We start from the raw sequence: 25,300 nt of genomic DNA, 5'->3' as shown, positions 1-25,300 counted from the left end.
TTAAAAGAAAAATAGTGAGTCTGGAACAACTCATAAAAAAATGTAAACAAAACAATTCTAAGGCACAAGAACAATTGTATAGGCTATTTAGTGGCAAATTATTTTCGATTTGCTTAAAATACTCTAATGATTATTCTAGTGCTGAAGATACATTGCAAGATGCATTTATCACTATTTTTAATAAAATACACCAATATAAGTTTCAGGGTTCTTTTGAGGGATGGATCAAACGAATCACCATTAACACTGCCTTACAAAAATATCGAAAACAGAAAGTTTTTGAAATTATAAACGAAGAACAAATTGAAGAAGTTGAAGTAGAAATTGATGAAGAGGAAGTATCCTTGGATCATCTCCTACAACTTATTCAGCAATTGCCGGATCGATATCGATTGGTATTTAACCTTTATGTTTTAGATGGATATTCTCATAAAGAAATTTCAGAGATGCTTAGTATCTCTACAGGAACCTCTAAATCTAATCTGGCAAGAGCAAGATATATTTTAAAAGATAAATTAGAAACTAAAGTAGAAGAACCCCGTTTTCGGACAATCGAAGGACAAAGATGAGTACTAAAAAAAATATAGATCGTTTGTTCCAGGAAAAGTTCAAAGATTTTGAAGCTACTCCTAGAGAAGCGGTATGGGAAAAAATTAAAGCCCAACAAGAAAACAAAAATAAAAAACGTATTATCCCTATTTGGTGGTATAGAGCTGCAGGAGTAGCTGCTATAATTGCTATATTATTTGGGATATCATATTCTTCATTTGACAATACTCCAAAAAATCAAATTGTAATCACACAACCCGAAACAAACAGTACCAAAATAAATACTGAAAAAGTAACAGAATCTACTACCGAATCAAATCCTAATTCTCTTAAAAAGAAAGAAGAAAACATTGATGCTCATCAGTCCAAACATCAAGATATTTTAGACCCTATCACTAATACTAAATCTTCGAGTATTACCCAAAATTCAAATAAAAACCCTAAAGGAGAATCAAGTATTTCAAATCCTAAAAAACAAAATCTTGCCTCGGATGTTGAGAATGCCTCATACAAACAAAATGTAAAACAACCGAAGAATTATATCGCTTCAACAAAAAAAACAGATACAAGTTATACAAATAAAGGTGTTAGCTCAACAAATACTATTGCTGATAACACAAACAAAAAAATAAATACAGAAGACAAAAACACCTCTCTAGCTCACTCTAATAACCAAAATAATAGTAGTGATACTTCAGAAAAAATTGCTCAACATGATCATACAGCTCCCCAAAAAGATGTATCAGATGAAAAAAACACTTTAGAAGAGAACTCTGTCAAAAAATCTATTTTTGACGCTATTGCTGAAAAAGAAGAAGAAATTGATCCTGAAGAAGAAGTATCTGACACAAAAAAATGGAATATCACTCCTAGTGTAGGCCCTGTATATTATGATGCTATCGGAAATGAGTCTGTAATTGACAACCGACTAGATGGATTGAATAAAGATGGGCAAGTAAACATGAGTTATGGAGTACAGGTATCCTATGCAATCAGTAATCGTATTAGTGTACGTTCTGGTGTAAGTAGAGTCGATCTGGGATATAATACCGAAGATGTAAACTTTGATCCTACTTTTTTATCAGCACAAGCATTAGAAAATATAGACTATAATAATGATGGTGCTATTGATGTCCCTTCTCCCTCTACAAGAGAACCGGCAACCAATACATTCCTCGAAGATACGAATGGAGTCTCTGCTGTATTCGAAGAAAGAGTTGGCTCATTGAATCAGAGTATTACATACATAGAAGTGCCTTTAGAAATGAAATATGCTCTTGTAAATAAACGCTTTGGTGTAAATATGATAGGAGGAATAAGTACGCTGTTTTTACAAAATAATGATGTCACTCTAGAGACAGGTGAGTTTTCTTCTACATTTGGTGAGTCAAACAATCTAAATGATGTAAGTTTTACAGGAAACGTAGGTTTAGGTATTGATTATCAATTATCAGATGTTTTTGGAATTGCTCTGGAACCTATTTTCAAATATCAATTCAATGCTTTTTCTAATAACAATAGTAATTTCAGACCCTATTACTTTGGAGTTTATACAGGAATAAGCATCAAATTTTAACAATAACAACAATTTTTAAGCTGGTTAGTAATTATTGCAATTTGTAATAATTGACAAAGCTGTTTCTTGTGAAACAGCTTTTGTTTTATAACATTTATTATTTTACTTATTTTTTGCGATCTGAGGCAAGTACCTCTTTTTCTAACTCTTTTAGAATAATTATTCTGGTTTTTTCTCTCAATTCTTTTTTATCTTCCTGATTTAGTCCAACAGTTGGAATTTCATTCAAGATGCGTCCTCTCATTTGACCAGGGCTACCACTGAAAAAAGTATATGAAAACCTTTTTTTATTATCATAAAACACTAGTGGTAGAATAGGGATTTGATGATCTATTGCCAGTCTAAATGCACCATCTTTGAACTCGTCTAAAATAACAGATTCGTCATCCGGAACTCCTCCTTCTGGAAAAATACAAATACTTGTCCCGTTTTTTAGCCTTGCCTGAGCACGATCAAACACTTCTTTTCTACTGCGTTGGCTATTACGATCCACCAATATACAGGTACGTTTATAGAAAAATCCAAAAATGGGAATTTTTGCTAATTCTTTTTTACCTACAAAAACAAATGGGTTATCAACACAATGCAACATAAACATAATGTCTGTCATCGATGTGTGATTGGCAACAAACATGTAGCTTTTTGATTTATCTATCTTGGTTGCCTTAGAAACTTTTGGGATAAAACCTGAACCATACAAAACGATTCTTCCCCAAAAACGCGCTACTTTAAAAAATTGTGGATACCATTTTTCTCTTGATGTAAGTATGAGCAAAACAGGAAACATTATAATAATGGGAATACCCATTAAGATGTAGAACCAAATACGCCACAATAAGATTAATATATTCTTTAGTAAAGACATGGTTTCAAAAATACATAATTGCTTTGAGCTATCTAAACAAAAAAATTACCTTTGCTAAGAAACTAGAAAAAATATCATGCCCAGAATTCTAACAGGAATACAAAGTACAGGAACTCCGCATTTAGGAAATCTATTAGGAGCAATAATTCCGGCAATACATATGGCCAACCAGCCAGAAAATGATTCATTTTTATTTATTGCCAATATGCATTCGTTGACACAAATTAAGGATGCAAAAACACTTAGAGAAAACACGTATTCTACTGCTGCTGCTTGGTTAGCTTTTGGATTAGATATCGAAAAAACTGTTTTTTACAGACAGAGTGATATCCCACAGGTAACTGAATTATCCTGGTATTTAAATTGTTTTTTTCCGTATCAACGATTAACGCTAGCACATTCTTTTAAAGATAAAGCAGATCGTCTAGAAGACATCAATGCAGGTTTGTTTACGTATCCAATGCTTATGGCAGCAGATATCCTTTTGTATGATGCAGATATTGTTCCCGTTGGAAAAGACCAATTACAACACCTTGAAATTACAAGAGATGTTGCCTCTCGTATTCATAACCAAATAGGAGAATTATTTGTATTACCAGAAGCTCAGGTACAAAAAGAAACGATGTATATTCCCGGAACAGATGGAGGAAAAATGAGTAAATCCAGAGGCAATATTATCAATCTCTTTTTACCTAACAAAAAACTAAGAAAACAAGTGATGTCTATCGAAACCGATAGTACGCCTCTAGAAGCGCCCAAAGACCCAGATACATGTAATGTATTTGCGCTATACAAAATTCTTGCAAGTACAGAACAAGTCGAAGAAATGCGTAAAAATTATTTGGCAGGTAATTACGGTTATGGCCATGCCAAACAAGCATTGTTTGAATTATTGATCTCAAAATTTGCAAAAGAACGTGAACGCTATACATATTATATGCAAAACCTTAATGAGGTAGACGAGGCTCTTGCTATTGGCGCAAAGAAAGCCACAACCATTGCAGACAAAGTACTAGCAAGAGTACGTGATAAAATTGGTTACTAAAAGTTTTACCTTTTACAGTAAACAACACATTTAAAAAAAAATTATACCCTTGAGACAGCTCAAGGGTATAATTTTTTGTCAAAGTATTATGTACAGGTTATATTTTTTATATCTAACAAATTATTAATAGTTTTTCTAATCATACTGTTAATCTTTAATGTCATTTTATAAAAGCTATAATATCTTAAACCACTCCACGTTATCTAGATTTTGGGGAGAATAATATTGGGAAAATTGATAGTAAAATAAATATGAAAACTACTAAATACCCAAAACAATGAAATGCATAAATATTGCATTAACACTTGGATTATTATCTTCATACTCCTGTAGTAAAGACCAATTAACCGAAGACAATTATCCCCAGCAACACTCAAAAGTCATTACCTTACCAGAAATTAATTGCCCCAATCAAATCACTATCTATTCTCCTGCTGAAGCAGATATTATTGTAAACAATATAGAAGAGTTGATCAAAGCAATAGAAGATGCGCAAGAAGGTGACATTATTTATATTGAAGACAATGCTAATTTGCAGTTTTCTGATAGTACTCCCAATATTGTAATCGATAAATCTATCAAAATCGTAAGTGGGAGAAGCTTCGAAAATACAGGGGCTACACTTTATAGAAAAAAAGAAGTTTACGATGCATTAGAAAAAAGGGTTTTTATACATGTAGTAGCAGACAATGTTACTTTAAGCGGTCTTAATATAAAGGGGTTTGATCAAACAAACAATGGCACCTCTACGACCACAAATGGTATCCTTATTACTAATCATACTAATCTAACAGTAGAAAATTGTGAACTATCAGGCTGGTCTCACGGTGCTATTTTTATGATAAATTCCTCTGGGAATCATATTATAAATAACTATATCCACCATAACCAAAGAAATGGTTTTGGCTATGGAGTCGTATTACATCATGATAATGATGATACAGAAACCAACGCCCAAATCTCATGTAATAATTTTGACTATAACCGCCATGATATAGCTGCATCTGGTCATCAAAACGAAAGCTATGAAGCTTCTTATAATATTATCGGTACCCAAGGTACTTCGCATAGCTTTGACATGCATGGCAAAAATGGTGATAGCGAAACTATTGCAGGCAAGTCTGTTACTATTCATCACAACACATTCAAAAACAAAGATCAAATTGCTGTCGTGATTAGAGGTATACCAGAAGACAAAGCTTTGATTCATGATAATATTTTTCCCCATGATTATGAATGCGAGTCAATTCGACAAATAATCCTAGACGAATCTGTACCTTGGTATACAACAGGAGCTTCTGATTTTTTGATAGCTACACAGAACAACACCATCAAAAGATATACTTTTGGAAAGTTTAAAAAAATGGCTGCTTATAATAATAGTTATGCCAGCGATGATGCTGAAAAAATATGTCAGACACAACAAACATTGATATCAAATGGCTGGGATAACTATTTATATCTTTTACCCGGAAAATGGTCAAATAATGGTACTCATGACCTTATTGCATATCATGGTAACCTCGAAGAAATGAATATGTATACATTCAAACCTGATGGATATCGATTTTACTCCGGATACAAAAAAGTTGGACATAGTTGGGGTAATTATTCTCATCTTTTGGTAGGTAATTGGACCAATAATGGTACAGATGATTTATTGGCTTGTCATAAAAGTATGGATGATATAAATCTATACACTTTTAAAGCAGATGGTTCAAAATTTTATTATGACTACAAAACCGTTGGACATGGGTGGAGTCAATACTCCAAATTTTTAGTAGGAAAATGGACCAACAATGGAACAGATGATCTTATGGCATATGATCCTGAATCAGAAGAAATTCATTTGTATATATTTAAACCTGATGGAACCGGTTTTTATCCCAAATATAAAAAAGTTGGATATAACTGGGGATTATATGAATATATGATTCCGGGTAATTGGACCAATAACAGTACAGATGATTTGTTATCTTACGATATCGATACCGAAGCGTTATATCTACACCCTTTTAATTCAAACACAAATAGTTTTGAATCAAATGTTATGGTTGCTTCTGATATAAGAGGGTATAAAGAATTTTTTACTCATGATTGGAAAAACGACCAAATTGATGATCTTATCGGCATAACAGAAAACAACCAGGTGTATCTGTTTGAAAACAATGGCCGAGGACAATTCAAAAAGCCTTATTTTCTTGGCGTGTTTTATAATTTAAAAGAAGTTTTAAAAGGAGATTGGTAAAGACATCGCAACTCTTTTTTCTACTGATTAAAATACCAATATTTTCTCTGTTATCAAGAATGTATTATATAACTTTATTGATATATTATGTTTGTAACAGATGCGGTAGAATATTGATATTAGAAGTGACAATCAATTATATTTTTTTAGTCTAGAAATACTATCCAATTGCATAACCTTACATAAAAAATATTAATTTTTCTTACGGATACCCGTATCTGAGTATAAAGAGTTTTAACGTAGCTTCACGTCTATAAATTTAATACCAAACAAATCAACTAAAAACCCAAAATCATGAGAAAAATAATCTTTCTTATAGCATGTATGGTTACTCCTCTGTTACAAGCTCAAAAGGGCAAAACAATAGATAAGGACGTATCTGCCGCGTATATTGCCCCAAATTATATCAATAGCTCAGAAGAAAATGAATTTGAACTATCTACCGGAGCCTTCTTTTTTGATGCTTCTAAAAGAATGGGAGTATATAATATCATGAAAAATAACAGTGGTAATTTTACTTTCAAATATTTGGGAGAAGAGCAACCTGACGCTGTATTTGAAACATTAAAAGATTTTTTTACTAAAGCTACAGCAGATGTAAAAGGACAGTTTACTATTGATGGAGAAGTAAAAAGCATGGTTCAATACATGGTTTCTCAGCTTACTAATAAATCGGATGCGCTCAATTTTTTAAGAACATCTTTATATCGTTTGAATGAATCTGCATTTAATGGAGATATTACAGAAGAAAAATATAATACCCTTTTTGAACTCATCATCACTACAAGCGCAGAATTACAAAAACAGGAGTGCAGTGCAAAAAAAGCACCTATAGTAAACAATGATGACAACAGCACAGTAGAATCTAATTAAATCCTACTTTGTCTGTTTTGACATAAAAATTAGTTATAGTTTTAGCACAATGTATATGTTCATATAATGCGTATACATTGTGTTACTTATTAAAGTTAATATTTAAATTTAAAAAAATCTGATAGGGAGTAATCGAGTGCAATACAAAGTAGCCTTATTATTTCTACTGATGGACGGGTTTCTGCTTTTTCGATATCAAAAATAGTACGATAACTAACGCCTGATTTCTCTGCTAACTGTGCTAAAGTAAGCTCTGCATCTAATCTTAAATTCCGGAGCCTTTGCCCTAAAGCAACCTTAAATTTATCATCTTTTATCATTCATCAAAAATGGCTAATTTCCTGTTAATAAGACAGTTGTCTTTAGAAATCAAAACACAAAACCCTGACAGTCTGATTAAATTATGCAGTATATTGCATAATTTTTATATATTTATAAAAGTTTTTAGAGTTTTTTCAGAAAATAAAAGTTAACTTAAAGAAATAATTAGTCATCTTTCTGATATAGTTACTTCTAAAAGAGTGTTTTCTTACCATTCTAATTACAGATATTAATGTTTATATGAATTTTTAGAAAAAGCATATTATAAACCAAAATTTAATATACCATGATAGCCAAAAAGAAGTATAATTACAGATATGTTTATAGAAAAAGAAAATGTGATATCAGTTTAACATATGGATGAACAGAACGCTCACAGTACAAAACATTAGTACAACTATAAATAGAATATTAAATCAATACCAAAATAAATTAAAATATAATTGTATTTAATTAAAGCTGAAACGGTATTTTATAGATATATAATGATTATGGAAGATCTATAATTTAGATCTCAAAATCTTCAGAGAAAAATTCTTTAGGAGTGATATCAAAATATTTACAAATTCTGAATAGCGTAGTAAATGAAATATCCCTTTTGCCCTGCTCTATTCTACCAAAATGAATTCCTGTGTCATTAAGGGCATCTTCTTGGGTTACTTCTTTATCAGAACGTAACTCTTTTATACGTTTTGCTAATGTATTAAGCAGTTCTTTTTTGTCTTGTTCTTTCACTTCCGAAAATTCAGCTTAAAAAAAGAATATTTCAATGACCGTTCGGTAATTTTTAAATACATTTGTATTAGACATTTAGAGATACTATGAAACCGGAAAAATTATATCAATATATGTTAGAATATCAAAAAGAACATAATTTTAATGAAATAGAACACAGTAATTTTATCTCTGCTATGGAAAGAGTAAAACAGAATATTACTAATATCAAAGAACCTTAAAAGGTCTTCAACTTTAGAATAAAGAATATTCAACAATACTAATATCTAATAAATACATCATTAAATCTTTATATTATGACAGAAGAAGAGCTACGTAAACGATTGATGGAATACAAGAAAAAACATGGTGTAACCAAAGAAATATTACAAAACTATCATTGGGCACTTGAGACTATTCGCGAAAGGCAAAAAGAGAAAGAAAAAAATAACAATTCTTCAAAACCTTAAAAAAAAGGCCTGTATTACTTTTATACAGGCCTCATTAATTAACTAATAAATAACTAAAGATTAAATTTTGGTATATATGAATTTTAGCGTTGATTCATAATCATGATCACGATCATCATAAGTAATAGTAATCACCAATGTATTATTATCTTCTATACTAACTTTTGAGCTACTAAATGCTATTGTATTACTCTTGTCGTATAAAAAATTATAGGTTTTATTCTTATCCTTAATCCATGTTCCTTTAGTCTCTTCGGTATCTTTTAAACACTCTCCTCCAATACCGTAACCGTCATAATAGCTTGTCTCTACAAACCTTCCCCATTTCAAAACTTGCAATGTCGTTCCTTTTTCACATGAAGATAGGGGGAATTCTTCTAGTGACTTACCGTCTTCATTATTCACAAATTGTTGTTTTAATTGCCAGGTTCCTACTATTGTATTCTCAGAAGTTTTAGCATTGTTTCCTTCACAAGAGTATACACTTAGTAATGTCACTGCAAAAAAAGCAACATAAACAGGTAAAAATCTCTTCATATATTGTATTTCCAATTACAGGTGCTAAAATCGGAAAAATCACACTATTTAACAAAATTTTAATGTTAAAAATGCATTTAATCGACAAAAAATGTTTTTAATCGATAAAATTTATACTAGAATAGAATAAAGATATATGCTCTTGGATCAATAGTTGAGCATCAAAAAACGATAATCTTACATTTTAAAAAGAAAAATAAGGTGTATTGATATTATTTCATTAGTATACCTCGTTGATCCATAACGGGCAAATCTTGAAAAGCATTTTCGTTTATGGTATTTTTTCTAAAAATATATTTTTTATCGTACAATTTATTGTCTGCAAAAAAAGTAACTGCAAACTCATTATTCATGCTTAGCAATTCTTCTTGAAGCATTTCTATTTTGGCAGAAGATTTGGCTGCTATTGTGCCAATACCATGTCGTAATAAAGAGGTTTTTCTTTCTTCGTCATACCCTTTTGTAACCACCAAAACCATTTCTATTGGGGTATCTCTATCGTTAATAATATATGAATTCCAGTCTTTACTAAGAAAGTCTTCATTCCACTCTTTTACAACAGCGATATAAACATTTTCTACTACTGGTATTTCAATATCCTTTTTCATACGTTATTTTAGAAAAAATTTTCTGATCTAAATCTCGCAAACTCTTCTACAAAATATAAGTTAAGGTATTTTGTGTTTAGAAATTATAGTACTGATTTAAATTGTTCTAGAAAACGCATATCATTTTCGCTCAACATACGGATGTCAGAAATCCCATATAATAATAAAGCAATACGATCTATACCCATTCCAAAAGCAAACCCACTATATTCTTGAGGATCAATATTGCAATTTTTCAATACATTTGGATCGACCATTCCACATCCCATAATTTCTAACCAACCGGTACCTTTAGTCATTTTATAATCAGTTTCCGTTTCTAATCCCCAATACACATCAACCTCAGCACTTGGTTCTGTGAAAGGAAAGTAAGAAGGTCTAAGTCTGATCTTAGATTTACCAAACATTTCTGTAGTAAAATATTGCAATGTTTGTTTTAAATCCGCAAACGATACGTCTTTATCTATATATAATCCTTCTACTTGATGAAAAAAACAGTGAGATCTAGCTGATATTGCCTCATTACGATACACTCTTCCCGGAGAGATTGTTCTTATAGGAGGAGTATTATTCTCCATATATCTCACTTGAACCGAAGAAGTATGTGTTCGTAATAATATATCAGGATTAGTTTGCACAAAAAAAGTATCCTGCATATCTCTGGCAGGGTGATATTCTGGCAAATTCAACGCTGTAAAATTATGCCAGTCATCTTCTATCTCCGGCCCCTCGCTAACATTAAAACCTATACGAGAAAAAATATCTATAATTTGATTTTTGACTAAAGAAATAGGATGCCTTGAGCCTAAAGCAATAGGTTCAGACGGACGAGTAAGATCACCATACTTTCCTTTTTCTTCTTCTTTGGATTCTAAATCTTCTTTAAGCGACTTTACTTTTTCTTCTGCAGCAACTTTAAGGGCATTGATCGCTTGCCCATACTCTTTTTTCTGATCGTTTGCTACATTTCTAAATTCTGCAAAGAAATCATTGATAAGTCCTTTTTTTCCAGAAAATTTGATTCTAAAAGCTTCTAAATCTTCTTTATTATTTGTGGTAAAGGTATCTACCTCTTCTATATATTCTTTAATTTTTTCAATCATCGCTATTCTCTTAACAAGAAAGCAAATTTACGTAATTTAGCTTAATAGAATACCTGTTGTCACCATTTTGAGTTAAATATTAATTTCTTCAAAAAATCCCTATTGATTCGGTACATCAACCTGATGAGTAACTTGGTTATCTTGATATATGTATTGCATCAAAAAGAAAACCGATATTCCCCCAAAAAGATGCCAAAGCCAATGCGTACCCATGTACAAAATTTCTGTATCCAGTATCTTATCCAAACTTCTAAAACTTACAGCAATTACAAAACTAAGTACAGCCAATAGAATAAGTTTCTTGTTATAACCTTTTGTTTTGATTAGGTACAAAAAAATAGGTAGCAAAACGGTAACGGCTGTAATCACATATCCCAAAGAAATTCTTATATAGCTTGGGATTGGTAACTGTCTAACCGTAAAAGAAACTGTAAAAATAATAATTAAAAAAAGTGCTCTTGCCCACCAACTAGAAAACAATTTAAACACAAAATAAAAGACAGCAGCCATACATAGTATCATAATCGGCACCCAATCCATAAATAACCATGCTTCATGGCTACGAGTACCATGATACATTGTGCCTCCAACAAAACCAATAGCAAGAATTGGTATACAAATCGTTAAAAAGACATGTTGTTTTATATTTTTGAATACACGTATAGAGAAATATAAAATTATAAGTAAGAAAATAAGATTACTAAAGGTATTGAATGGTTCTACCGGTAATCGACCCATAAAAGTTTCTCTATAAATCGGTCCGGTATCATTTGGAAGTTTCAAAACCTCTTCAAAATTAACCAGCATATTTCTTTTTTCTTATAAAAATAAGAAATGATATACACAATACTACTTATATCTCTAATGGATATATTGACTTGCTAAAAAATAATTTACGATAGCTTCTTTCATCAATACAGACTGTTCCCCTGCTTTAAGGTTAGGTAATTTTTCTTTTATCTTATAGTGTGGCCAACCCTCTTCATCATAATAATCAAACTCATAATATCCATAAGGCTCTAACAATCGACAAATAGCAATATGCATTAAATCTAGCTTTTCATCTTTTTTAAATTTGCGATGTAACTGACCTAACTCCTGCACTCCTATCAAATATATGATCCCATCCAGATCCAAATCTTCACCCTCTGCAAACTGGTTAGAAAGTTTATCAACCAATGTTTCCCAACGCTTTTTTAATTCTTGATCTCTAGCCATAATTTTGGTCCAAAATTTATTGTTTGCAAAATTACGGCTAAACCTATGATACAGACTAATTTTTTGATTAAAACTTATAACTGCCACAAAACCCCTACTCCTGCATATTGATTCTTGAACGCTCTAAAAGATCTTCTATCTATATCTGTATTATTAGATGTTCTTATTCTCGAAAATATAGTTGCGGTTATTGACCAGTTATCATTGATCTCATGAGAGGCATCTAATCCAAAATTTGCAGTATTGTTTTTAATATTTTCTCCGATTCTACCATCATTATCTCTTGCTTCTCTACTAGAAAATACTCTTGACATATAAGAAAGAGAGCTACTGATTTTGGTGATGCTATTATCAAAATTAAGGCTTATCCCAGGACCATATTGATTAAAACCTGATCTGTCTTCTATATTATCCACTCGAGTATAATATGAAAAAGAAGGCTCTACTTCAAAATTCTTGCTCAATGGTAACTCATAAAATAATGTTGCTTTTGCATAATCCCAATTACGAATCCCATTAGGAAGGTCATCACTGGCATCAAAAGTATCATACAACCTTTTCTTTATATAAGCATCTACTCCTATACTATGTTTTAGATCTCTGTTTTCAAAAGTATGAACTGCAGAAGCTCTAAGTCCAAACTCATCATACTGTAAATCCCTATCACCAAAAGAATCATAATTTCTAAAATTATAAAATACATTAGCTGTAATATGAAACTGCTCTACGGGCTCTATATCTATTCCCCCACTAAAACCATATTGCAGATACCCCAAAGGATTTACCAACACATCTTCATCACCACCGAGACCTTTTCTTGCCATACGGATAAATCTAGCTTCTGCTAATAAGCTCATTTTTTTGTTTAGTTTATGATCATACCTTCCTCTTAGGTCAGCTCTCCAATAGCTATCCTCTAAATTTTGATAAAACACCCTTGCAGAAGATCCTGCAGACAAACGAATTCTATTTCTTCTATCTATTTTATTTGTATATCCATAATTACCTCTTATATCCTGATAAACACTGCTCGAAATTAAATCATTTCCTGTATGCAGCACCCCATCTCGACGTACTTCTTCAGGGCTTCTGAAGTAGTTGTATTCATATCCTGCAGATGTGCCGATAGAAAAGTTGCTTTTTTCTTGTGAGTATCCTATTGTCCCTATTATGAAAATAATGATTATCGATATTTTGTTGATTGTTTTCATTTTTTGATATTTTAATTTTTTTGCAATAGCTGACCTGCACTTGCTTTTTGGCAAATGAAATTTTGAAAGCAAATCTTTTGTTTTATCCGTTTTTTAAATACAAAGACTAGCTTTATTTAGGTCATAAATTTTTGTGATGTTTGGTTTATATATGCTCTGAAACATTCGTTTCGATCGGTTGAAAAAGATTTAAAAAGCAGTAGGATCCATCTTGCATTTCAAACTTTAATTTTTGTAACCTATGTCTATGTATTGATTATTGATTGTATACTTAGCATGGTGGTTATTGTTTTTAGTTAGTTACTATTTTTTGTTTGTGTTATAAACAGGCTAACTTCTGTTTACCCTACTTAAAAATTATTTTTTTGTGTTTTTATTTTTAAAAAACAAGCCTTTATTAGCTCTATCTGTATAAAAACCAGACTTTTATCAATATTTGTTTTGAACTTCATAATGATTTATTTTTGACCTAGTAACGAGTGGGATGATTTTAATTCTATTGTAAACTGAAAAAAATCTTGTGTATGGGGCTATCTTCAAAATCTGTATGTGATCGACCGGTTTTTACCAACATCTTTGAAACACATGCCGAATCTGTCAGAAATTTTATCTATTATAAATGTGGAGATAAGGATCAGGCAGAAGATCTAATGCAAGAAGCCTTCATAAAACTCTGGCAAAATTGTAAAAAAGTATTTTTTGAAAAAGCAAAAGGCTTTTTATGTACTGTAGCAAACAACCTTTTCCTTAATCAGGTAGCTCATAATAAGGTTAGACTAGAATATTCAAAAATACCGCGTAGTAACAAAAATGTTGAAACTCCTGATTTTGTTATGGAAGAAAAAGAATTCATGAATACTTTACAAAAGGCAATTGCCGAGCTTCCTGATGGACAACGTGAAGTTTTTTTACTAAATCGAATTGATAAAAAGACCTATAAAGAAATTGCCGAAATGCTTGGTATTTCTGTAAAAGCTGTAGAAAAAAGAATGCATAACGCTTTAAAAGAATTAAGAAAACTTGTTAAAAATATTTAATATAGGTAGGGTATACGGTTTTTTACCTGTTGTATTAATGTTTCTTTGTAGAAATCTAATAACATTTTATAAAAACATATGCTGAGTGAAAATGAAAATACATATTTAGCAAAGTGGTTGAATAATGAACTCTCTACCGAAGATCTCGAAGAATTAAAAAGGCTTCCTGAATATGAAGATTATAGAAAGATCATAGAGGGGTTAACGTTTTTTAACCCTCCTTCTTTTGATCTAAAAGAGTCATTACAAACCACTTTAGATAAGCTAGATCAACCTAAAAAAGGAAAAGTGACTTGGTTAAAACCGCTTTTATATGCAGTATCTGCTGCCGCTGCTGTGGTTTTAATTGTCGGTATTTTCTTCAATACAGTGAGCTATTCCACTACTATAGGCGAACAATTAGCTATTACATTACCCGACGGAAGTACTGTAGACCTTAATGCTTCTTCTTCGTTAACACATACTCGTTTTTTCTGGTCTCAACATCGCGAAATCGAACTTGATGGAGAGGCTTTTTTCAAAGTAACTACAGGAACTAATTTTAAAGTCGTAACAAAACTTGGTCAGGTAGAAGTATTAGGTACACAATTTAATGTCAAAAACAGATCAAACGAATTTCAGGTTGGCTGCTATGAGGGTAAAGTAAGAGTATCTTCTCAAAAAGATAGTGTACAAAAAATTCTTGAAAAAGGAGAAGGTGTTTCTTTGAAAGGAGAAAAGCTGATCGAAGAAAAGGTTATCACTCCCGAACCTTTATGGAAAAAGGGCGAAAGTATATTTGAAAGTACTCCTTTGATAAATGTTTTGGATGAATTAGAAAGACAATACAATATAAGTTTTAGAAGAGACAAAATAGATCAAAATCAGTTATTTACAGGAGGGTTTAGGTATGACAACCTAGATTTGGCATTAGAATCTGTTCTGGTTCCTATGGGGATCGAATATGTGATTAATGGCACTATGATAGTACTAACTCCTAAGTAAAGAACTTCAGGGCAAGACCACCATGAATTCGAAGGAAACTTACTTTTAATTTCGAGGCAGGCCTTGGAGTATTTAAATCTCGATTATCGAGTAAAGAACTGTAATTGCTTTAAAACTTAAAAGGGAAAATACGATAAAGCAGCTTATTGATTTTAAACACTCTAACATCATTTTTTTGAGATATATTTTCAAAAAATGTAGCTATTGATCAAAAAAGACAGATTTTTTTGTCACATTTTTTGATCAATCTTATTATACATCATAGAGAGTACAATTTATAGGTGTTTTTAGAATAAATAATAAGAAATGAAAAAAGTATTGGTATTGTTTCTTTTTTGCACTATAGCCTTACAAGCACAAGTCAAAAAAGAATACAAAGAGGCTCCTTTGCAAGAGGTTCTTAATGAGTTATCTGAATCTTACAATCTCATATTTTCTTTTAGTAATGAAGTGGTAAAAGATAAAATCATAACTATAGCACTCAATAATACACCTATAGATGAGGTTCTTTTTACCCTAAAAACATTAACAAACCTCGATTTTAAAAAAATCTCTAATCGTCAAGTAATTGTAAGCACTCCCAAGAACAAAGTAGAAGTATGCGGGTATCTTTTTGATGAAATTACAAATGCTCCTCTGCCCTATGCATCAGTTATAATCGAAAGCGAAAAAACTGGTACAATTACCAATGATGATGGCTTTTTTCAGCTCGGAGATATCGATGAAAAAAACCAGATATCCATTCAATATGTAGGATATAAAAACAAAACCGTTCCTGCTACATTTTTTAAGAACAAAAAATGCCCCAAAATAGGATTATCACTAGAGACAACAGCACTAGAAGAAGTACTTATTGTAGAATATCTTACAACTGGTATTAATAAAAATGTAGATGGGTCTTTTTTGATTTCAAATAACGATTTAGGAATTCTACCCGGTCAGAGTGAACCTGATATCCTACAAAGTGTACAACTTATTCCCGGGATTACCAGTCCGGACGAGACCGCTACAGGACTCAGGATAAGAGGAGGATCTTCTGACCAAAATCTGATTTTGTGGGATGATATCAAAATGTATAATACAGGCCATTTTTTTGGAATGATCTCTATATTTAATCCCAATATAACAGATTTTGCAAATGTATATAGAGGTGGTGCTGACCCAAAATATGGAGATAGAGTCTCTGGAGTAGTAGATATCTCTAGTGATCAAAATGTACCTAAAACTTCAAATGGAGGTATTGGTATTAATGGCACTCATGCAGATGCATTCATTAAAACTCCTATTTCAAAAAAAATAGGCCTGGTTGTATCAGGAAGAAGGTCATATACAGATGTTATTCAAACCACAACTTATAAAGCTTTATCACAAAAAGTTTTTCAAAACACAAAAATAGTAGAAACACAAAATAATCAACCTCCTCCTGTAGAAGAAGAGGAAGAAGAAATTGGTGAAATAGACGAAGAGGATGAAAGCGAAACTGATATCATTAGTGATGATTTTTTCTTCTATGATGTTACCGCAAAACTCATTTTGGATATTTCTCCAAATGATAAAATAATGATCAGTAGTATTTTTACGCACAACGACCTTGCGTTTATTGTGGGTGATGATGAAGATACTATTACAGATGATCTCGAAATACAAAATGAAGGAATAAGCTTCTCTTGGACAGGGACAAAGAATAATCGTTTTCACCATAGCCTAAAAGCGTATTACTCTCATTTTGATTTGGACTATCAATTTGCAGAACGCGAAGAATTATTTATAGAAATACAATCTGTACGAAGAAATACGGTAAGAGATTTTGGGGTTGACGCTAATATCTCTTATGAATTAAATTCAAAAAATCTACTCACCTTGGGATATCAGTTCTCTCATAATGAAGTTTTTTATCGTATTACTAGAGAAAGCCAACTAGAAAACCCAATAGATGAGTCAGAAAGGGTAAACAATGATGCCAATGCTTTGTATGCCAATTATAAATTTACTGCAAAAAACAAAAGCTTTCTTAATTTAGGTGTTAGAGCCTCTCATTATTCGGTTTTAGATGATATTTATATAGAACCACGTGCTAATATAGAATACCCTATTTCTAAAGCAATACGATTAAAAGCAACAGCAGAGCTAAGATATCAACCCATCAGTCAATTAATAGAATTTGAAAACACACAGCTTAGATTAGAAAATAATTTATGGATCCATTCTAATAAAGAAGAGGTCCCTTTACTCGAAAGCACTCAATTCTCCGGAGGGTTTCTGTTTTCTAAAAACGGTTGGAATTTTGAGATTGATGGCTATCATAGAAAAATAGATGGACTTACATCTGCAACCAATGGTTTTAATACTGTATCAAATAACATATCTACTGGAGAAAGTAGAGTTATAGGAGTCGATGTTTTACTAAAAAAGAAGTTTCAAAACTTTAGAGCATGGTTGGGATACACCTTTAATGATATCGAATTTACATTTCCAGAAATACAAAATAACCCATTTCCCGGCAATAATGATATCACACATAATTTTAGAATTTCTAATACCTATACATTAGATCAATGGGAGTTATCTTTGGGTTGGTTATGGCGATCAGGAGCACCTTTTACTACAGCAAATTTAACCAACACCAATCAAATTGCTTTTGGAGAAGTCAATGCAAAACGATTAGATAATTTTCATCGTTTGGATATTTCAGCTACCTACAAATTTAATCTTGATGCTACCGGTAAGTGGAAAGGACATATCGGGGCTTCAATACTCAATGTGTACAATCGTAGAGTACCGGTTTCTATCAGTTACCGACTAGACGAAAATCCTGTTACAGAAAATATAGAACTCGACGTATTACGACAAATGTCTTTGGGCATCACACCAAATATCGTTTTCCGAACTTCTTTTTAGGGTTTGTTAATCTGAAAAAGCTAAATGATAGAGCTTGTTTAATTATCAAAGATGTCTTTATTTTTTATCTTTTAAATCTAATCACTTCTTCAAATTCAGAATAATTCCAATTATTTTTTGGCAATAATTTAAACTGCGGTAATCTTTCCAAAGTCCATTCTCTCATATCTTGACCTCTTATTAGCCCTAATTTATTGTTGGTTGCAATCTCTACTAGTTTCATGAAGCTTTCGAGATAACTATAATCATCATCATCGCAATCATCTTTAGAAAAGAAATCTTCTTTACAGTTCAATAATATCTCAGTGTCTTCAATAGAAATCCAACCAACTATTCCATCTCCATCAGGGCAGAAAAAATTATCATAATTCTCAAGGTTTCGTAAAATTTCGTAGCCAATTGAATTACGTTTTGGATCTAAAATACTCAATAAACCATATTTACTACACACAATATGAGGAAAAAAATCTGCACAATATTTAAAAATATAATATTCAAAAAAAGCCCCAAACTCATAATATTCAGGGTGTTTGTCTAAATAATTTTGTTTCTCTTTCTCTGACTTGATAAAATCATATTCCTTATGTTTTTTAAAATCAGAATCAAATTGATTCGCTATTTCTTTAAGTGAAACAATTGATTTATTGATTCTGTTTTGTAATTCAGTATTAGATAAGTGTTCAATACCTCCAAATACATATGATTTTAAAAAGTCTAAATAGTCATCCCTTATAGATCCCTTTTCTCCTAAGAAAAGAGGTACTGCATCATTATAAAATTTATTAATGTCGAATAAATGTAATGTATTCCAAGCTCCCATTTTAGATACTTAGTTTAAGATTCTTAACAACTATATACATACCAGTACATATATATCATAAAAATACTCGTTTTTATGTATTCACACATTACTTTGCATTTTTCTAATTACAGCTATTCTTTTGTTCTTCGGCTTCTTGTTTTACTTTTAATTTGATATAGAAATCAAATGTAATTGCATTTATTTCATCATGATTATCTAAATTAATTTTTGAAGCGTAAATATCTAACGTCGTATAATACCACTCTAATAAGGCATCGGTTCTTGCTTTAAAACCAAGTAATGATAGAATTACAATACTCAATTCTACATTAAAAAATGAGGTGTCAAAACCAATGGTATTCAATTGGTTTACAAATCTCGTACTCAATAATTCATTTCTAATCAAAAACAAGATTAGGTCTTCTTGGGTTGATAATTTAAAATTAGGAAAGTTCTGAGCTTCTAGATTTATATTCATACGTCTTATAATTTTATATTTTATTTACTAATCAATCCCACGCAATGATGATAAGCTCTTTTACAAAGACTCATTATCACAGTCATAAACATGTATAAGTTTATAAACTACAATACATTGCATCTGAATGATTGTACAGACTAATAATTTTGATAAAATTTAGCGTAGTGCCCGACCTTTGCTCAAATACAGTAAATTACTATACCAAGGTTACCTTCTTTTATGAAGCGGGTAAATATTCTCTAAACATAGAGAAAGTCTTTCTTTAGTTACTTGATAATAATCAAGCTACATATTTATCAATAATAATTTACATCTTATAACAACAAAGGTTAATCAATGAGATTGTTGGGTAGGAGTGCAATCTTATTTTTGGGTCCTTTGATGGGTATAAAATGCCTTTTTATTCATTTTTTTGAGTTCTACGATACTCTGCCTTCTCTTCTGCTACTTTGAGTAGCTCTGCAGAACATCCTAACTCGTATATATGTTGCGCTATCTTGTCACTTACATATTCGTCTTTTACTTCTTCGATATCCAACTCAAAGATCTCTGATAGTTTTGTAAGTTTTTTTTGATCAAATCCTCTTTTTCCATTTTCGATCTTACTCAAATTTGCTGCATCTAGATCTAATTTTGCTGCAAGTTGAGTAAGTGTATACCCTTTTTGGGTTCTTAATATCCTTATATACTGCCCAAAAGTTTCTTTCATTTGACTTGTCAAGTTTTGACAAATTTAAAAGATTTTTATACAATTCAAATAAAAAAAACTAAAAACTCTTATAAAAATGACCTAATCACTCAAGGCACTGCAATGGTTTGATGTGTAGACAATTGATCTAATAATTTGTATACCGATTTTAGATCATTGATCAACACTTTGTCACATCGATCTATTTCAACTTTACTCAATACGCCCATGATACTGTTTTTGAATGCTTGTACTTCTTGAATGTCTGAAAATTTAATTAACACTTGGCAGTCTTTATTATCCATAAATATGTTATTTATCTACACAATTATACCGAAAATAAGTATTATTTCAAAATAAAATACTGAAAAACAGTTTTTATATACTCTTTTTTTATATTTATGTACAGATTAATATGATTGTATGACTAAATTAGGTGAATTTTTAAATAAGAAATCTATAAATAAAGCTAGTGTTTCTAGAAAAACAGGAATTAGCAAAAATCGACTTAGCGAACTTTCAAATAACACCTCAACAAAACTTAGAGCTGATGAGTTGTATAGTATCGCTTTGGCCATAGATGTAAGCCCTTGCGAGCTTTTAGAATATGTTTGTGGCGAGATTACTTTGAAAAAAGAAGAATAAACATCGCTTTTTTTGAGGTTTCTATCCAAAAAAAAGAATTAAGCAACTGCATCGAGATATTTGTTATATCACGTATCAACCATTACATTAATACGACTAATCCGTTGTACATTTGGAAAATTAAAATCACAAAATGTACAACGGGTTAGATCAAACTTTACTCGTCCAAAGGCAAGTATCTTTCTTTTATGATATTAAAATGATGTATTTGATGCGCTACTACTGTTAATCCAATAGTGTACAAAGGCATCTCATACTCAAAAAACACACAATTTGTTTCGAGTATTTTCTTATCAAAAGATTGAAACATCATTATCGTGGATTGGCGTACAATTCTAAGTTCGTGTACCAACTGCTCGATCGAAAGCTCATCTGCATTAGAGTTTTGCCCCATTATTTCCTGGTCGTGTGCATCGGGGATGGTACCTTCTCCCCGAGCAAAAATTATTGCTCTAAAACACCAAATTCTTTCCCAATCAATAAGATGCTGTATTATTTTATGAATTGTCCATTTATCTTTTTCATAAGTTCTTAAACCAATTCTATTTAATTGAGCGATATCGATGTCATCGATTTTTTTCAAACTCAATTCTAGGGCTTCTTTGAGTTCGACACCCTCATTTAGCTTAAAAACATATTCTAAAAACTCTGGGTTCTTTTTGATTTCTTGATTTTTCATGAAATAGTTATATTTTTTAGTGAAATACCTCTGGGCAAACCTCCGAGTATTTAAATCTCGATTATCGAGTAAAATTTATATGTTATAATTCTTCTACGTCCTGCTGTACTCGAGAAAGAGATTGATACTCAGATTGATCAAAAAAAGATATGATAAAAAACACTAACCATGATTGTAAAATAGGTTCAATTTACAGATCAATGGTCATAATTTGTAGAGATACTTTATCGTATGTTCGTTTATTTTAGTTTATAATTTCAATTTCCCATTTATTTATTTGACCACTATGGATATAGCTATTTATAAATTCAATTAGTCTCTTTTTGTTATTATTTTTTAAGTAAAATTCTATTTTTACAACAGAACGATCTTTATAATTATAAATTTCGGGGTTTGGTATAAAAATTTTGGGTTTATAATATTCCCACTTCATGTAAATTTTGCAAAACAAACTTATTGGGATTTTTTGACCTGACTCATTAACTATACTCTGATTTAATATTTCATCAGTATTTTTTAATTGATATATGTTTTTCAAGTTCTCTTCCGCTAGGTTAAGTGAAATTCCTAATTGAGTTGCACGTAATGTATCGATTTCAAATTTAATAGAAGGAGTTTTAATCGGTCTTCCAAGAATTTTTAAACTATCCACTAAACGTGTTGCCATAAAATCTTCTATTAAGACATCAAACTCTTTTTGTGGGTCAACAAATTTATTATAGATAATTATTTCTAAAGTTTCTGTTTTTTGGCTATTAGCACAAGAATTAATTGACAAGAATAAAATAGTGTAATAAATAAATCTAATCATCTTATTTTTTAATGCAACACAATGGTTAGTGATTGTACAAAATACTAATTTTTCTGTTAAGCACAACTTTATAAGAAATATCTGTCTCTGGTTTAGTAAGAAATAGTAATTAACTATAGGTACTTTATTATGAATGATTTACAAGTCTTTTTCTTTTATCGTTTTTTATTCATTTATTGGTTTGGTTCTCAAAATATCTCTTTTTAGTTCTCCCGGATAAATCAAAAAAACAGGGACTTGAATTTTATATTCTTTCAATAATTTGAGAACATTACTATCGATTTCTTCTTTAGAATATCGACTTGAAAAATGATTAAGAATTAGAGTTCCAATTTTGATCTCTTTGACCATTTGTAAAACTTCGTCAACCCTACTATGCTTATTTCCTTTTGATTCTATTTGAGAGTCACCTTCGTTTTTTAGAAATGTAGATTCATGAATAAGTATTTCTGAGCCATTCCATTTTGAATAGTCATCAACCGGAGTATCTCCAGAAAATGATAAGATATTCGACTCTATTCTTTCAGTTATAAAATCTTTTCCCTTTTTTCTAACAACTTCTTTTATTTCGTTACTCGATTTAGAATTAAATTCAGGTTTTAATTTATTTTTTATTTCAAATACTTTATAACTTAGACTTTTATGGATACCAATAGGGGATTTTATATGTTCATTACGAATAGCTTCGATTTCAATATTTTTCTTTATTTCTATCCTTGATTTATCTTCAATGCCTATCCAAGAACTAGAAGATACATGTGGATCAAATTTTTTGAGAAAATTATTCATGGCAGGGAATGATCCAGAATCTTTTGGATAGTAAATTTTTGGAAACCCATCCCTTGAGTTTAATTGAACAAACTGAGGCAAACCATTTAAATGATCTCTATCAGGGTGAGTAATAAATACATTTTTAATTTTTCGAGATTTCTGAAGTAAACCTGAGGTAAGCCCATCTCCAGCATCAATTAATAGGTTTAATTCTTCTATATTAATCCATGTTGAAAACAAAGCCGTTGAATATGCTGTAATCTTATATTTCACTTTTGTCTCTATTGGTGTAGTTATAACATTTGATATAATGTGTTTTTATAAAGCAAAATGTTATTTTGTTTTTTGATTTTTCTACTCACTATCTTAACAATTCAAATGATTCATTCATTTTGGCCTTAAAATCATTTTTTTTGTCTCTTAAAGTTAATTTAAATTCAAAAGTTGGTTCAAAAGAATCTTCTTTTACAATATTTCCTTCTTTATCTTTAAATTTTACTTTTTGTTTCGTAAACCCTCCCAAAATATCAACATCGTACCAACCATTATCAATTTCAATAAAAGGTCTATTCCATTTGTGAGGATTTCTCGATAGTTCTTCAACTTTTTCATCACTAAAGTCATTTAAAATCCACCAGGTAAACAAAAATATTTTGCGGTTTTCGACTTTTAGGATATATCCATTTTTTTTAAAAGACAAACTATTTTCCTTCTCTTCAAATTCTGATTCATTTTCGGAAGTAGTAAATAGTATTGTATAAGGCTGATTCACTATTTTAGACATAGGAATCATTATCCCGTTTTTTACAACATCGTCTCCACTTTCATTTGTTGTAAATTCTGTTGCTAAATCATTAGATAAGTTATTTTCTATTTTAAAATCTCTCAACAGTTCAATATCACCTAAAAGGAAATAATCAATTGTATCATTCAAGACCTCTGAAAACTTCTTTTTCATATTCGAATTATAATCACGTACAATCTTTTGTATACGGTTAGTAGCTATACTAAAAGTATTGATTTTTTAATAAAGCGCATACAAAAGGATCTACAAAAAATTATATTGCTTCAAACAATTTACCCGGTAGAGGTTTTATAGCCCCTTTCAGCTCCATATTCAATAAAACAGAAGCTGTTTTGTACGTTGGTATCTGGCATTGCAGTGCTATCACATCTAATAACTCCTTTCCGTTTACAGACAAAAAATTGTAAACCTTCTTTTCTTCTTCATTTAAGTCTACAAACAACTTTTTTTGTACTGTATGTGTTTTTGTTTCTTCTAATTGCCAATTGAGCATGTATACAAGATCTGCTGCACTGGTAAGCATGTGGGCTCTCTGTGTTTTGATAAGCATATTACATCCTTTGCTCAAAGGATCATTGGTTCTACCGGGTACTGCAAATACATCTCTATGATATGAATTAGCAATCTCTGCGGTAACAAGAGAGCCTCCTTTTTCTGCGCTTTCGATGACTACTGTAGCCTCGCTAAGGCCGGCAATAATTCTATTGCGGCCTAAGAAATTTTTACGGTCAAAGGTGTCTGTACTCCAAAAATCTGTAAAAAAACCTCCATTTTCCTCTATTTGCGACACATATTTCTTATGACTTTTGGGGTATATTTGATTAAGGCCATGTGCAAGACAGCCCACAGTCTGCAAATTATGTTTTGCAGCGGCACGTTGTGCCGTAATATCTACACCATAGGCAAAACCAGAAATGATAACAGGTTGTAATGGTGCAATCTCTTCGATCAATGCTTCGCAGAATTTTGTACCATAGCTAGTAACCTGCCGTGTGCCAACAATACTTAGTATCTTTTTATGTTTTAAATCAATATTCCCTCTACTGAATAAGACTACAGGACCATCTATACAATGTTTTAATCTATCAGGATAATCTTGCTCATCATATAACAAACACCCTATTTTATTTTTTTCAATAAATGCAAGTTCGTTTTCTGCTGCTTTGTAATGATCAGGGTTATGAATATCTCTAACTCTTGTAGTCCCGATCCCATCAATTTTAATGAGATTTTTTGTTTTTTCTTCTAAAACCCCTTCTGCAGAGCCTACTGTTTTTATCAATTTTTTTATTGAACTATCCCCAAGGTTACTTACTTTTTTGAGTGCTAATAGCGATAGAAGTTTTTTGTTGTTCATTGAT

The 25,300-nt window shown here is 31.1% G+C and carries 29 protein-coding genes; 11 read left to right on the top strand and 18 right to left on the bottom strand.

Annotated features, from left to right (window positions below; all coding sequences use genetic code 11):
• Positions 1-14: 14 nt before the first annotated feature.
• Complete coding sequence (locus FHK87_RS10275; protein ID WP_140592589.1) at positions 15-569, top strand: RNA polymerase sigma factor; 555 nt, start codon at positions 15-17, stop codon at positions 567-569.
• On the top strand, positions 566-2,125 hold the full coding sequence (locus FHK87_RS10270) for an outer membrane beta-barrel protein (RefSeq protein ID WP_140592588.1): 1,560 nt from the start codon (positions 566-568) through the stop codon (positions 2,123-2,125). Before FHK87_RS10275 ends, FHK87_RS10270 begins: the two co-directional genes overlap by 4 nt.
• Before the next feature lie 106 nt (positions 2,126-2,231).
• Here FHK87_RS10270 and FHK87_RS10265 read toward each other — a convergent pair whose 3' ends face one another.
• Positions 2,232-2,990, bottom strand: coding sequence for a lysophospholipid acyltransferase family protein (locus FHK87_RS10265; protein WP_140592587.1), 759 nt, complete (start codon positions 2,988-2,990; stop codon positions 2,232-2,234).
• Between the two features lie 76 nt (positions 2,991-3,066).
• On the opposite strand from FHK87_RS10265, the gene trpS reads away from it, so the two are divergent.
• The 3 genes from trpS to FHK87_RS10250 all read left to right on the top strand — a co-directional run bounded on the left by trpS (position 3,067) and on the right by FHK87_RS10250 (position 7,156).
• The gene (trpS, locus tag FHK87_RS10260; protein ID WP_140592586.1) at positions 3,067-4,035 is read left to right on the top strand and encodes a tryptophan--tRNA ligase; all 969 of its coding nucleotides are present in this window, start codon (positions 3,067-3,069) and stop codon (positions 4,033-4,035) included.
• Positions 4,036-4,312: 277 nt separating this feature from the next.
• Positions 4,313-6,283 carry a NosD domain-containing protein gene (locus tag FHK87_RS10255; protein ID WP_140592585.1) on the top strand — a complete coding sequence of 657 codons (1,971 nt, stop codon included), beginning with the start codon at positions 4,313-4,315 and terminating at the stop codon, positions 6,281-6,283.
• 294 nt (positions 6,284-6,577) lie between these two features.
• Positions 6,578-7,156, top strand: coding sequence for a hypothetical protein (locus FHK87_RS10250; RefSeq protein WP_140592584.1), 579 nt, complete (start codon positions 6,578-6,580; stop codon positions 7,154-7,156).
• Positions 7,157-7,251: 95 nt separating this feature from the next.
• Here the strand turns inward: FHK87_RS10250 and FHK87_RS10245 are convergent, their stop codons facing one another.
• Positions 7,252-7,476 carry a helix-turn-helix domain-containing protein gene (locus FHK87_RS10245; RefSeq protein WP_140592583.1) on the bottom strand — a complete coding sequence of 75 codons (225 nt, stop codon included), beginning with the start codon at positions 7,474-7,476 and terminating at the stop codon, positions 7,252-7,254.
• Between the two features lie 508 nt (positions 7,477-7,984).
• Complete coding sequence (locus FHK87_RS10240) at positions 7,985-8,212, bottom strand: helix-turn-helix domain-containing protein (protein ID WP_140592582.1); 228 nt, start codon at positions 8,210-8,212, stop codon at positions 7,985-7,987.
• Positions 8,213-8,298: 86 nt separating this feature from the next.
• Here FHK87_RS10240 and FHK87_RS26530 point away from each other — a divergent pair, with 86 nt between their 5' ends.
• Positions 8,299-8,433, top strand: coding sequence for a hypothetical protein (locus tag FHK87_RS26530; RefSeq protein ID WP_262711252.1), 135 nt, complete (start codon positions 8,299-8,301; stop codon positions 8,431-8,433).
• A 75-nt stretch (positions 8,434-8,508) separates the two neighbouring features.
• Complete coding sequence (locus FHK87_RS26180) at positions 8,509-8,661, top strand: hypothetical protein (RefSeq protein ID WP_226294177.1); 153 nt, start codon at positions 8,509-8,511, stop codon at positions 8,659-8,661.
• 60 nt (positions 8,662-8,721) lie between these two features.
• Here FHK87_RS26180 and FHK87_RS10235 read toward each other — a convergent pair whose 3' ends face one another.
• The 6 genes from FHK87_RS10235 to FHK87_RS10210 form a co-directional block, all read right to left on the bottom strand.
• A complete protein-coding gene (locus tag FHK87_RS10235) occupies positions 8,722-9,198 on the bottom strand; it encodes a hypothetical protein (protein WP_140592581.1) in 477 nt (158 codons plus the stop codon).
• 212 nt (positions 9,199-9,410) lie between these two features.
• Positions 9,411-9,806, bottom strand: coding sequence for a hypothetical protein (locus FHK87_RS10230; protein WP_140592580.1), 396 nt, complete (start codon positions 9,804-9,806; stop codon positions 9,411-9,413).
• Between the two features lie 83 nt (positions 9,807-9,889).
• Positions 9,890-10,909 (bottom strand): phenylalanine--tRNA ligase subunit alpha, encoded by a 1,020-nt coding sequence (gene pheS, locus FHK87_RS10225; protein ID WP_140592579.1) that lies wholly within the window; start codon positions 10,907-10,909, stop codon positions 9,890-9,892.
• Positions 10,910-11,008: 99 nt separating this feature from the next.
• Positions 11,009-11,716 carry a ceramidase domain-containing protein gene (locus FHK87_RS10220; protein WP_140592578.1) on the bottom strand — a complete coding sequence of 236 codons (708 nt, stop codon included), beginning with the start codon at positions 11,714-11,716 and terminating at the stop codon, positions 11,009-11,011.
• 54 nt (positions 11,717-11,770) lie between these two features.
• A complete protein-coding gene (locus FHK87_RS10215) occupies positions 11,771-12,127 on the bottom strand; it encodes a hypothetical protein (RefSeq protein WP_140592577.1) in 357 nt (118 codons plus the stop codon).
• Positions 12,128-12,201: 74 nt separating this feature from the next.
• Positions 12,202-13,338 carry a hypothetical protein gene (locus FHK87_RS10210; RefSeq protein ID WP_140592576.1) on the bottom strand — a complete coding sequence of 379 codons (1,137 nt, stop codon included), beginning with the start codon at positions 13,336-13,338 and terminating at the stop codon, positions 12,202-12,204.
• A gap of 524 nt (positions 13,339-13,862) precedes the next feature.
• On the opposite strand from FHK87_RS10210, the gene FHK87_RS10205 reads away from it, so the two are divergent.
• The 3 genes from FHK87_RS10205 (at position 13,863) to FHK87_RS10195 (ending at position 18,257) form a co-directional block, all read left to right on the top strand.
• The gene (locus FHK87_RS10205; protein WP_140592575.1) at positions 13,863-14,375 is read left to right on the top strand and encodes an RNA polymerase sigma factor; all 513 of its coding nucleotides are present in this window, start codon (positions 13,863-13,865) and stop codon (positions 14,373-14,375) included.
• Positions 14,376-14,453: 78 nt separating this feature from the next.
• Positions 14,454-15,359: a FecR family protein gene (locus tag FHK87_RS10200; RefSeq protein WP_140592574.1), complete on the top strand. Its 906-nt coding sequence runs from the start codon at positions 14,454-14,456 to the stop codon at positions 15,357-15,359.
• A gap of 306 nt (positions 15,360-15,665) precedes the next feature.
• The gene (locus FHK87_RS10195; protein ID WP_140592573.1) at positions 15,666-18,257 is read left to right on the top strand and encodes a carboxypeptidase-like regulatory domain-containing protein; all 2,592 of its coding nucleotides are present in this window, start codon (positions 15,666-15,668) and stop codon (positions 18,255-18,257) included.
• Positions 18,258-18,321: 64 nt separating this feature from the next.
• Here the strand turns inward: FHK87_RS10195 and FHK87_RS10190 are convergent, their stop codons facing one another.
• The 4 genes from FHK87_RS10190 to FHK87_RS10175 form a co-directional block, all read right to left on the bottom strand.
• On the bottom strand, positions 18,322-19,077 hold the full coding sequence (locus FHK87_RS10190) for a hypothetical protein (protein WP_140592572.1): 756 nt from the start codon (positions 19,075-19,077) through the stop codon (positions 18,322-18,324).
• 103 nt (positions 19,078-19,180) lie between these two features.
• Positions 19,181-19,537 carry a hypothetical protein gene (locus FHK87_RS10185; protein WP_140592571.1) on the bottom strand — a complete coding sequence of 119 codons (357 nt, stop codon included), beginning with the start codon at positions 19,535-19,537 and terminating at the stop codon, positions 19,181-19,183.
• 403 nt (positions 19,538-19,940) lie between these two features.
• Positions 19,941-20,249, bottom strand: coding sequence for a helix-turn-helix domain-containing protein (locus tag FHK87_RS10180; protein WP_140592570.1), 309 nt, complete (start codon positions 20,247-20,249; stop codon positions 19,941-19,943).
• An 89-nt stretch (positions 20,250-20,338) separates the two neighbouring features.
• Positions 20,339-20,533 carry a hypothetical protein gene (locus tag FHK87_RS10175; RefSeq protein ID WP_140592569.1) on the bottom strand — a complete coding sequence of 65 codons (195 nt, stop codon included), beginning with the start codon at positions 20,531-20,533 and terminating at the stop codon, positions 20,339-20,341.
• A 118-nt stretch (positions 20,534-20,651) separates the two neighbouring features.
• On the opposite strand from FHK87_RS10175, the gene FHK87_RS10170 reads away from it, so the two are divergent.
• Positions 20,652-20,873, top strand: coding sequence for a helix-turn-helix domain-containing protein (locus FHK87_RS10170; protein WP_140592568.1), 222 nt, complete (start codon positions 20,652-20,654; stop codon positions 20,871-20,873).
• A 157-nt stretch (positions 20,874-21,030) separates the two neighbouring features.
• Here the strand turns inward: FHK87_RS10170 and FHK87_RS10165 are convergent, their stop codons facing one another.
• From FHK87_RS10165 to dprA, 5 genes are all read right to left on the bottom strand, one after another.
• Positions 21,031-21,552: a DinB family protein gene (locus tag FHK87_RS10165; protein WP_140592567.1), complete on the bottom strand. Its 522-nt coding sequence runs from the start codon at positions 21,550-21,552 to the stop codon at positions 21,031-21,033.
• A gap of 244 nt (positions 21,553-21,796) precedes the next feature.
• Entirely contained in the window at positions 21,797-22,363 is a 567-nt protein-coding gene (locus FHK87_RS10160; protein WP_140592566.1) for a hypothetical protein, read from the bottom strand.
• A gap of 165 nt (positions 22,364-22,528) precedes the next feature.
• Positions 22,529-23,407 (bottom strand): MBL fold metallo-hydrolase, encoded by an 879-nt coding sequence (locus tag FHK87_RS10155; RefSeq protein WP_140592565.1) that lies wholly within the window; start codon positions 23,405-23,407, stop codon positions 22,529-22,531.
• Positions 23,408-23,495: 88 nt separating this feature from the next.
• Complete coding sequence (locus FHK87_RS10150) at positions 23,496-24,092, bottom strand: hypothetical protein (protein WP_140592564.1); 597 nt, start codon at positions 24,090-24,092, stop codon at positions 23,496-23,498.
• Between the two features lie 100 nt (positions 24,093-24,192).
• Entirely contained in the window at positions 24,193-25,296 is a 1,104-nt protein-coding gene (dprA, locus tag FHK87_RS10145) for a DNA-processing protein DprA (RefSeq protein ID WP_140592563.1), read from the bottom strand.
• Positions 25,297-25,300 lie beyond the last annotated feature (4 nt).

Origin of the sequence: Aquimarina algicola (assembly GCF_006443095.1) — a bacterium.
Taxonomy (GTDB): Bacteria; Bacteroidota; Bacteroidia; order Flavobacteriales; family Flavobacteriaceae; genus Aquimarina; species Aquimarina algicola.
This window is presented reverse-complemented; position numbering and strand designations above follow the sequence as displayed.

Bases quoted from the DNA above. Each gene is read 5' to 3' on its own strand.
- FHK87_RS10270 (WP_140592588.1), top strand. From the start codon at position 566: ATGAGTACTAAAAAAAATATAGATCGTTTGTTCCAGGAAAAGTTCAAA.
- FHK87_RS10265 (WP_140592587.1), bottom strand. From the start codon at position 2,990: ATGTCTTTACTAAAGAATATATTAATCTTATTGTGGCGTATTTGGTTC.
- trpS (WP_140592586.1), top strand. From the start codon at position 3,067: ATGCCCAGAATTCTAACAGGAATACAAAGTACAGGAACTCCGCATTTA.
- FHK87_RS10255 (WP_140592585.1), top strand. From the start codon at position 4,313: ATGAAATGCATAAATATTGCATTAACACTTGGATTATTATCTTCATAC.
- FHK87_RS10250 (WP_140592584.1), top strand. From the start codon at position 6,578: ATGAGAAAAATAATCTTTCTTATAGCATGTATGGTTACTCCTCTGTTA.
- FHK87_RS10245 (WP_140592583.1), bottom strand. From the start codon at position 7,476: ATGATAAAAGATGATAAATTTAAGGTTGCTTTAGGGCAAAGGCTCCGG.
- FHK87_RS26530 (WP_262711252.1), top strand. From the start codon at position 8,299: ATGAAACCGGAAAAATTATATCAATATATGTTAGAATATCAAAAAGAA.
- FHK87_RS26180 (WP_226294177.1), top strand. From the start codon at position 8,509: ATGACAGAAGAAGAGCTACGTAAACGATTGATGGAATACAAGAAAAAA.
- FHK87_RS10235 (WP_140592581.1), bottom strand. From the start codon at position 9,198: ATGAAGAGATTTTTACCTGTTTATGTTGCTTTTTTTGCAGTGACATTA.
- FHK87_RS10230 (WP_140592580.1), bottom strand. From the start codon at position 9,806: ATGAAAAAGGATATTGAAATACCAGTAGTAGAAAATGTTTATATCGCT.
- pheS (WP_140592579.1), bottom strand. From the start codon at position 10,909: ATGATTGAAAAAATTAAAGAATATATAGAAGAGGTAGATACCTTTACC.
- FHK87_RS10220 (WP_140592578.1), bottom strand. From the start codon at position 11,716: ATGCTGGTTAATTTTGAAGAGGTTTTGAAACTTCCAAATGATACCGGA.
- FHK87_RS10215 (WP_140592577.1), bottom strand. From the start codon at position 12,127: ATGGCTAGAGATCAAGAATTAAAAAAGCGTTGGGAAACATTGGTTGAT.
- FHK87_RS10210 (WP_140592576.1), bottom strand. From the start codon at position 13,338: ATGAAAACAATCAACAAAATATCGATAATCATTATTTTCATAATAGGG.
- FHK87_RS10205 (WP_140592575.1), top strand. From the start codon at position 13,863: ATGGGGCTATCTTCAAAATCTGTATGTGATCGACCGGTTTTTACCAAC.
- FHK87_RS10200 (WP_140592574.1), top strand. From the start codon at position 14,454: ATGCTGAGTGAAAATGAAAATACATATTTAGCAAAGTGGTTGAATAAT.
- FHK87_RS10195 (WP_140592573.1), top strand. From the start codon at position 15,666: ATGAAAAAAGTATTGGTATTGTTTCTTTTTTGCACTATAGCCTTACAA.
- FHK87_RS10190 (WP_140592572.1), bottom strand. From the start codon at position 19,077: ATGGGAGCTTGGAATACATTACATTTATTCGACATTAATAAATTTTAT.
- FHK87_RS10185 (WP_140592571.1), bottom strand. From the start codon at position 19,537: ATGAATATAAATCTAGAAGCTCAGAACTTTCCTAATTTTAAATTATCA.
- FHK87_RS10180 (WP_140592570.1), bottom strand. From the start codon at position 20,249: ATGAAAGAAACTTTTGGGCAGTATATAAGGATATTAAGAACCCAAAAA.
- FHK87_RS10175 (WP_140592569.1), bottom strand. From the start codon at position 20,533: ATGGATAATAAAGACTGCCAAGTGTTAATTAAATTTTCAGACATTCAA.
- FHK87_RS10170 (WP_140592568.1), top strand. From the start codon at position 20,652: ATGACTAAATTAGGTGAATTTTTAAATAAGAAATCTATAAATAAAGCT.
- FHK87_RS10165 (WP_140592567.1), bottom strand. From the start codon at position 21,552: ATGAAAAATCAAGAAATCAAAAAGAACCCAGAGTTTTTAGAATATGTT.
- FHK87_RS10160 (WP_140592566.1), bottom strand. From the start codon at position 22,363: ATGATTAGATTTATTTATTACACTATTTTATTCTTGTCAATTAATTCT.
- FHK87_RS10150 (WP_140592564.1), bottom strand. From the start codon at position 24,092: ATGAAAAAGAAGTTTTCAGAGGTCTTGAATGATACAATTGATTATTTC.
- dprA (WP_140592563.1), bottom strand. From the start codon at position 25,296: ATGAACAACAAAAAACTTCTATCGCTATTAGCACTCAAAAAAGTAAGT.